The 7720-nt window shown below is 31.2% G+C and carries 7 protein-coding genes; 6 read left to right on the top strand and 1 reads right to left on the bottom strand.

The genetic code is table 11. The features are described 5' to 3' along the window. The first annotated feature begins 168 nt into the window (after positions 1-168). The 6 genes from LZ11_RS13080 to LZ11_RS11925 all read left to right on the top strand — a co-directional run bounded on the left by LZ11_RS13080 (position 169) and on the right by LZ11_RS11925 (position 7466). The gene (locus LZ11_RS13080; protein WP_342782620.1) at positions 169-339 is read left to right on the top strand and encodes a TnsD family Tn7-like transposition protein; all 171 of its coding nucleotides are present in this window, start codon (positions 169-171) and stop codon (positions 337-339) included. 426 nt (positions 340-765) lie between these two features. Beyond that, a complete protein-coding gene (locus tag LZ11_RS11905; RefSeq protein ID WP_148868082.1) occupies positions 766-2751 on the top strand; it encodes an ATP-dependent nuclease in 1986 nt (661 codons plus the stop codon). A 1-nt stretch (position 2752) separates the two neighbouring features. Next, positions 2753-4534 carry a UvrD-helicase domain-containing protein gene (locus LZ11_RS11910; RefSeq protein WP_148868083.1) on the top strand — a complete coding sequence of 594 codons (1782 nt, stop codon included), beginning with the start codon at positions 2753-2755 and terminating at the stop codon, positions 4532-4534. 1049 nt (positions 4535-5583) lie between these two features. Continuing rightward, positions 5584-5916, top strand: a complete 333-nt coding sequence (locus LZ11_RS11915; protein ID WP_148868084.1) for a hypothetical protein — start codon at positions 5584-5586, stop codon at positions 5914-5916. 152 nt (positions 5917-6068) lie between these two features. Next, positions 6069-6776: a hypothetical protein gene (locus LZ11_RS11920; RefSeq protein ID WP_148868085.1), complete on the top strand. Its 708-nt coding sequence runs from the start codon at positions 6069-6071 to the stop codon at positions 6774-6776. A 336-nt stretch (positions 6777-7112) separates the two neighbouring features. After that, positions 7113-7466 carry a putative RNA methyltransferase gene (locus tag LZ11_RS11925; protein ID WP_148868086.1) on the top strand — a complete coding sequence of 118 codons (354 nt, stop codon included), beginning with the start codon at positions 7113-7115 and terminating at the stop codon, positions 7464-7466. On the opposite strand, the gene LZ11_RS11930 is transcribed toward LZ11_RS11925, so the two are convergent. Beyond that, positions 7463-7720 (bottom strand): ATP-binding protein (locus LZ11_RS11930; RefSeq protein WP_170240355.1); only part of this gene is annotated, 258 nt, incomplete at its 5' end. The genes LZ11_RS11925 and LZ11_RS11930 overlap by 4 nt on opposite strands.

The following is a 7720-nucleotide window of genomic DNA, read 5'->3' on the forward strand; positions in this document are numbered from 1 at the left end:
CTTTGCAAAAATGGGGAATTTCCTCTTGCAAAAAACATGCGAAGCCTCGAAAAACAGGATTAACATACTTATCCTTTTTCCTTTTATCCTTGACCCTCCTATCACTTTGGAAATAATTTTTTACACAATTAGAGCTGTGTTTGGAAAATTGTAGTGATAGTCGAGGCAATGCTGAACTCTAATGAAAAGCCTGAAAGGATCACTATAAACCTAATCGGCAACAAATTAGGTATGAGGGGATTTCTCGAGAAACATTTGGAAAAGATGCCCCTTACCAAGCAATATCTTGATTCGGTAAAGGAAAGCAAGAGGGACTTTCAGTTAAGAGGGATAAAGTAGGCAGTTCAGGAGTTAAAAAGACAGGGAGAAATTCAAAACTGTGGAAAGTATTGAGAAAAGTGGGGAAAAGGAAGGAATTTTGCCAAGATATGGAGAATTATATATTTAAAATTATTAGAGAATAAAAATTTTAACGAGTGTAATCCTGGCTGTTACAGGAAAATTTTATTTTGTGGTATTAGTGAAAACTGTAACAAAGGGTTTATAACAAAGCAAGTAAGAAGAGCATATTCTCTGAAAATATGTTAATAGAGTAAGCTGCTATTCAAGTACCTTACGCTTTGATACTGAAAGATATGAAGGGCTGTTTGACAGATTTATCTACCTGTTCTTTTCTTAACGGTAACGAAGATGCAAAATTGGTACAAATAGCGATTAATTGGAGTTAAGTAGAAGTCGTCTAAAAATGGAGGTGTTAAACTAATTATGTATATATCAAAGTTGAGAATAAAGAATTACAGGTGTTTCAGAGATGTAGAGATAGAGTTTAATGAAGGATTAAACGTAATTATTGGTGAAAACAACACAGGCAAAACTGCAATAATGAAGGCGTTGCAATATGTTTTTAATCATTATAATACAAATGCTCCTACTATAGATGATTTTAATAAAACAATAGAAATTGGTCCTATTCCTCCTGAGATTACTATAACACTTACTTTAAGATCTTCAAAAAATGATAAGATTGAAGACAAAGCTCTTGTAGCAAGTTGGCTAACCAAATTAGAAACTCCATGGGAAGCAACGTTAACTTACAAATATTTTTTACCCGAAACCAATATAAAAGAATATGAGGAGGAAATTAATAAGATTTCCCCAACAAGCGACGAAAAAGTTAAAGAAAGTTGGGCTATTTTAGAAAAATATTTACCTAAATATGTTTCGAGAATTTATGGGGGAAATATTGAAAGCAAAAATAGGGTAGAAAGTGAATATCTGAGTAAATTTCATTGTGAGATGTTAGATGCTTTAAGAGATGTTGAAAGTAAGATGTTTACTGGGAAAAATACTTTGCTTAAACAAGTATTAAATTATATTAAAGACTATAAGTTTAAAAAAGATAAAAGTGAGCAGGGGAAAGAAGAACTAAATAAAGTACAAAAAGAATTCAAAAAACACGCAGATAAGTTAGTTGAAAACATGATAAATCGTCTTGATAATAGCAATATTTTAGAACTGGCTGAAAAAACAGGGGCTGCTGTAGGAGGCATTCCAGTTTGGGCAGGGAAATTAGAGGAAGGCGATGTGTTATCAGCGCTTAAACTAATGATAAGGAATAAAACAGGAATTGAAGTACCAGTAGTTAATAATGGCATGGGCTATAACAATTTGATTTATATATCTCTTCTATTGTCAAAGTTTGAAATGATAACATCAAGTGACTTTGGAGAAAATGCAAAAATATTTCCAATACTGTTGATAGAAGAGCCAGAAGCACATTTACATCCAGCATTACAATATAACTTTTTAAGATATTTAAAAGAACAGATAGATAATCAAGGCATAAGTAGGCAAATATTTATTACTACTCATTCAACCCATATAACTGCTGCTGTAGGATTAGACCCTATAATCTGTATGAATAGAAATGAGCAGGATGAAATATTTCCTGCATATCCAGGAAAAGTATTTTCCGATTCGGAAGAAGATCAAAAGTCAAAAAAATATGTTGAAAGATACCTTGATGCAACAAAGTCAACAATGTTATTTGCAAAATCAGTTCTTTTTGGGGAAGGTATCGCTGAACAAATACTTCTTCCTGTTTTGGCAGAATATATGAATTTAAATTTTGATAAAAACCATGTTTCCATAGTCCGAGTTGATGGTTCTACCTTTAAGCATTTCATAAAAATATTTGGTGCGGGAGTAGAAGAAGAAAGAAAAAAATTTGCATTGCATAAGAGAGTTGCCTGCATTGTGGATACTGATCCTGCTCGAAAAAAAAGAGGACAAAAATCTAAATGGGAGAGCTGTTGGCCATTTGAAATAGACCTTGAACCACAGCTATATAAGTATAGAAAAATATCTAGCGTTGTATGTAACCTTCTATCTGCTACTCTACACTGTGATAATGTAAAAGTATTTTACAATGAATCTGGAAAAGGGAAAACCTTAGAGTATGATATAGCTTTTGAAAACGCCGAATCTCCGTTAATATACGATTCGGTACCTAATAGTGAAATTAATTGGCCGAGTTTATGCAATTGGTCAGAAGAAGATAAACGAAAATCTCAAAAAGCAGCTTCTTATTATCTTTATGTAAAAGATAAAAAAGGCGAGGTTGCATTTGATTTAGCATATAAGCTGAAAGAAAATTTAAAGGCACCGACCAAAGAATCATTTAAGATACCAGATTATATAAAGAGGGCATTTAAGTGGGTATGTTATGTAGATGAAGCGGAGGAAGACTAAAATGTCTGATGATAATTTTGAAATAATTACTTCCGACCAAGTAATTGATAGTTTAGATAATCACTTTAAAATAATTGCAGGTCCTGGTGCAGGTAAAACCTATTGGCTGGTTAATTACATAAAATATGTATTAAAAAATTCAAAAAGGATAAAACCGACTTCTAAGATTGCTTGTATTACTTATACGAATGTTGCGGCAGAAGAAATACAGGAAAGATTAAATTTAAATGAAGATAAAGTAGAAGTTTCTACTATTCATAGCTTTTTATATAAAAACATTGTAAAACCATATGCTTATCTTTTGAAAGACAAGAATGGCAAAAATGTTATCAATTTCACAAGACTGGATGGACATGAAGAAAATGTACCAACTAAAGGCAAAATATATCGCTGGAAAGAATTAAATAATCTTTGGTATTTGACAGATGATAGCAAAATAAAAGATTGTTTGTCAGATTTAGATTGGTTTTTTGAAGGCAGTGATTTAAAACTACAGGTAAGAAATAGTTATAATAGACGAATAGGAAAATATTATGTTCCAAAAGAGTCTTTTTATTCTTATAAAAAATTACATTGGGATGAGGGGATTTTACACCATGAGGATGTACTTTATTTTTCATACCAAATTATCAATCAGTATCCAATAATTAAGGAATTTATTGTTGCTAAATACCCTTATATTTTTCTCGACGAATTTCAAGACACTAATCCAATCCAAACCAGGATTATAAAAAGGCTTGCAGAGTCAGGAGCATTGATAGGGGTTATAGGAGATCCTGCACAGTCAATTTATAAGTTTCAAGGAGCCTCAAGAAAAGATTTTATAGATTTTTCTTTACCTGGACAGAGAAATTATAAAATTGAAAGTAATAGAAGAAGCAGTAAAAAAATAATCGATTTTTTGAATTATATTAGAAAGAATGACAATTTAAAGCAAGAATGCTTTAGAAAATATGAAGGTGTCAGTATTTCTTTTATTGAAAGTGATGATATAGGTAAAGTTCTAAAATTATTCAATAACGAAAGACTACGTTTGAACCTTAATGACGATTACTGTGTTCTTACACGTAAAAACGAGTCTGTAATAAAATTAAAGAATGGTTATAAAATCTGTGATTGCGAAATATGGGATAAAATTCATGAGGCTGATTACCGAAGGGAAAGATTTTTGAAGCGAATTCTTACCGCTCAAGAGTTTGCATATCATTCAAAATATGAAATGGCAATTAAGGAAATATTAAAAATGCTTAGGACTGATTCTGAGGGGAATCTTGAGGAACCTTTTACAAAGTCAGTTGTAAAAAGTAATTTTGTTAATAGGAGTATAGCAGTTTCAATATTAGAATATCTGTTAAATAATCGAACGAATAATATAAATAAAAAATTATATGAATTCTATAACGAGCTTAATGATGATTTACTTAGTAGATTAGGGCTATCGCTTAAAAAGCTGGGTGCTAAAGGCAATTTCAAAACTTTATCTGAATCTTTAACTATTAAAGATTTAATTAACAGTTTAAAGTTAGAAGACGAAAAAAATAGTGATATAAGGACAATCCATAAGGCAAAAGGTACAGAATACCAATCAGTTTTAGTTTACATGGAAAATAATGAAGATATAAAACACATATTGAATCCTGATATAAATTCTGAGGAAGATGATTGCCGTATTTATTACGTTGCTTTTAGTAGGGCAAAAGATTTTCTATGTATTGCTATACCAAAGCTGGATGAAGAACAAAAGAGAGAATTAAGTAGGTTAGGTTTTAGGATTATATATTAAAATTTTAAAAAATTATTTAGTTAGAATATTATTGTTGTATCTTAGTATCATCTACACTTATCCCTCACCCCTTACCACATATTTCCAAACCATGTATTTTTCATTTATTCCTCCCACCCATGTGAAAAAAGTGGTTCTGTTTGGGGAGGAATAAGGAAAAAGGATTAAGGTTCAAGTCTATGAAGAACAAAGAAAGGGATAAGTGCAAAGCCTCGAAAAATCGAGGTTTAAGCCACTTATCCCTTTTTTCCTTGAACCGTGATCCTACCCATTCGGAACAACTTATTTCACTCAAATTAGATCAGTATTTGGAAAATTATAGGAAAAATAATTCTGATTTACGGAAAAACTTTATTACCTCCCATAAAATCCCAGGTAGATTTTATGCGGGTTGGAGGGGAGGGAAATGGAAAGGGTTTTTTTTAAATTAACACTTATCCCTTTTTCCTTGCAACATGTTCCTATTTAGAACCGACTTTATTTTAAAAATTATTACAAGGATTAAGGGAAAGATGTTAATAAATGGGATAAAAATATGGGATTTTAGAGCAGACTTTATTATCTGGTAGAAATTAGGACATAGGAAAATCAAGGGTTTGAGGGGTGTGGGTGGAGTGGAGTTTATTTTAAATATACATAGTTAGGGGTAAGGATTTTTAGGGATAGGGAATAAGGGGGATGTTATAGAAATAATAAAGTTGACTCTGTGATAATAAAGTTGGTTCTAAAATAATAAAGTTGGCTCTTTAGAAATAACGTTATTCCAAAATTAATTCTTCACGTTGCCGAGAGCATTTAGGGTACGTTACGAGAACTGGAATTATAATTGTGTAACTAATTAAACTGAGGACATTTAGAGTGTATTAAAGGTTTTACCCATATTTCTTGATACAAGAATGAGAATAGAGTATATAAAATACAAGGGAAATGAGGAGATAGAAAAGTAGATGTTCTTATAGGTTATGGTGTAAAATAAAGGTATATGGTACACATTTGATGGAATATTGCGAAGTAAAGGTTATTTATATAATGGGAAGGAGGGACTCGTTATGAAGAAATTATCTTTGTTGTTGGTTATCATTTCGTTGATGACTTTTTTTTCTTCTTGTACTGCTAAGGAGTATGAAAATTTTCAAGAACTTAATAGCGGCTCAAAGTTGCAGCGGAGTAGTATAATTTATTCTTTTTATAGTGCGTTGCCAAAAGATTCGCTTAGAGGTAAGCAAATAGGAATAGTTGATGGTGACAAAAAGCATAAAGTGTTTGAGGTAAAAGGTTTTTCATCCGATGAATGGATTATAGAATATTACGATGTAATAATGTCAGTTTATACTTTATATAAAGCAGATACAGTAACCGAAATTCCTGACGAATTGAAATAATACAACCATACATTCTGAACATGATGTGTGGTTGAGTTAATGTATATTATTTTATTTATGCGGGAAATGAATATGGACGATTGTAATGTTGTAAAAACTGATTTTAATGAAATATCAGAACTTGATGAGTTAGATATAAAAAGGGGGATTGTATGAATAAATCTGAATTATCAATTGAACAAAAAAAGGCAGATATAGATTTAAATATAATTATTTCCATTACTTTAATAGCATTAATTATTTATATGTTTTTTGATTCTCAAATTATATCTTTTAGTAAAAATACAAAAGTGCCTTTATTGTTACGTACTCTCTTTATTGCTTTTTTTCAATGGGGAGTGGCTGGTTTGGGAATTACAGTTGTTACATTATATAGAAAAGAGGGATTTATTAGATTTGGTCTTACAAAAACAAATCTATTTAAAACTATTTTGTTTTCAATACTAACACTTATTCCTTATATTATTTTTGGTATAGCGACAAGTTTGTTTACAAGTTATCTACCATTTCAAAAAGTAACAATAGCAAAAGAATGGTTTGAAATTGGTTTTCCATATAAGATAATTGGGATATCTATTGTTGCAATTGTTTGGGGATTTTTCGAAGGATTAAATTATGTAGTAATTAGTGATAGAATAAATAAGCGCTACCCCTCAAAAAATATGTGGATAAACTGGGGTGCGATATCTTGTGGTATTGTATGTTTACTTATTCATGGGATTGTCGGTGTTAGTTTTTATACTCTGATGGAAGGACTCGCTGTATTTATTATAATTTACGGTATGCTTATTGTAAAAAATTATACAAATAATGCATGGGGGTGTATTTTGATATTTACTTTTTTTTGGAATGCACTATAGTTAATATACTAATGTATATACAAAATAAACTCCACTCCATAATAATAAACTTTGCTCTATGAAAATAAGGAACTTTTTTCTGAAACAAAGATATTGCTTGGTAAATAAGTGTTTTAAAGTTAATTTTGGGAACTATATTTGCTGTAATCTTTTTTATGGTATAATTTTTTAATAACTAAAGTATATTTTGGGGGATAAATATGGGCATCACATTTATTCGTTTAAGATAATGAAAGGTACAGAACAAACGTAAATCCCAACCAGTAAAACAGGGTGGGTTTATTTGTGCTGTGCCTTTTTCATTTCTTATTAATACGAATGAATGAGGTGTATTTCATGTCCAAAAACAATAAAAAGCATTTCGAAAAAGATGACAAGGTGTACCTTACCACAGGAAAAATTAATATAAAAGAAAATATTGATATATTTAAATGCCCTGTTTGTGATGATAGGATGTATCTTGATGAATTTAAAAGCATAATTTGCTTAAATAATCATCGTTTTGATATATCTAAGAGGGGATATGTAAATTTACTCTTAAAGTCTTCAAAATACAAGTATGATAAAGAAATGTTTGAGTCAAGAAACATAATATGCAAAATGGGATTTTTCGACTGTTTTTTGCAAGAGGAAATTCCCCATTTTTGCAAAGGTTTTTCCCCAGGCACCGGTGGGGAATTTTTATGTTAACTTAATTGCCGCATAAGCGATTGCCTCATCCGGTAGCTTTGACCATCAAAGATCAATAGGTAACTGTGGTGTATTAGTCGGTCAATCATAGCTGCTGTCATCTGCTCATCGTAGAAAATGCTCGCCCAGCGGCTGAATTCCAGGTTAGTGGTAATTACTACACTGCGACGTTCATAGCAGTCCGAAATTACCTGAAACAGTAGCTGCGCCCCTTCACGGTCTAAAGGAACATAGCCCCATTCGTCGCAAATCAG

The sequence above is a fragment of the Thermosediminibacter litoriperuensis genome (genome assembly GCF_008124715.1).
Classification (GTDB): Bacteria; Bacillota; Thermosediminibacteria; order Thermosediminibacterales; family Thermosediminibacteraceae; genus Thermosediminibacter; species Thermosediminibacter litoriperuensis.

Coding starts and splice junctions, on each gene's coding strand:
- LZ11_RS11905 (WP_148868082.1), top strand. CDS start 766: ATGTATATATCAAAGTTGAGAATAAAGAATTACAGGTGTTTCAGAGAT.
- LZ11_RS11910 (WP_148868083.1), top strand. CDS start 2,753: ATGTCTGATGATAATTTTGAAATAATTACTTCCGACCAAGTAATTGAT.
- LZ11_RS13080 (WP_342782620.1), top strand. CDS start 169: ATGCTGAACTCTAATGAAAAGCCTGAAAGGATCACTATAAACCTAATC.
- LZ11_RS11915 (WP_148868084.1), top strand. CDS start 5,584: ATGAAGAAATTATCTTTGTTGTTGGTTATCATTTCGTTGATGACTTTT.
- LZ11_RS11920 (WP_148868085.1), top strand. CDS start 6,069: ATGAATAAATCTGAATTATCAATTGAACAAAAAAAGGCAGATATAGAT.
- LZ11_RS11925 (WP_148868086.1), top strand. CDS start 7,113: ATGTCCAAAAACAATAAAAAGCATTTCGAAAAAGATGACAAGGTGTAC.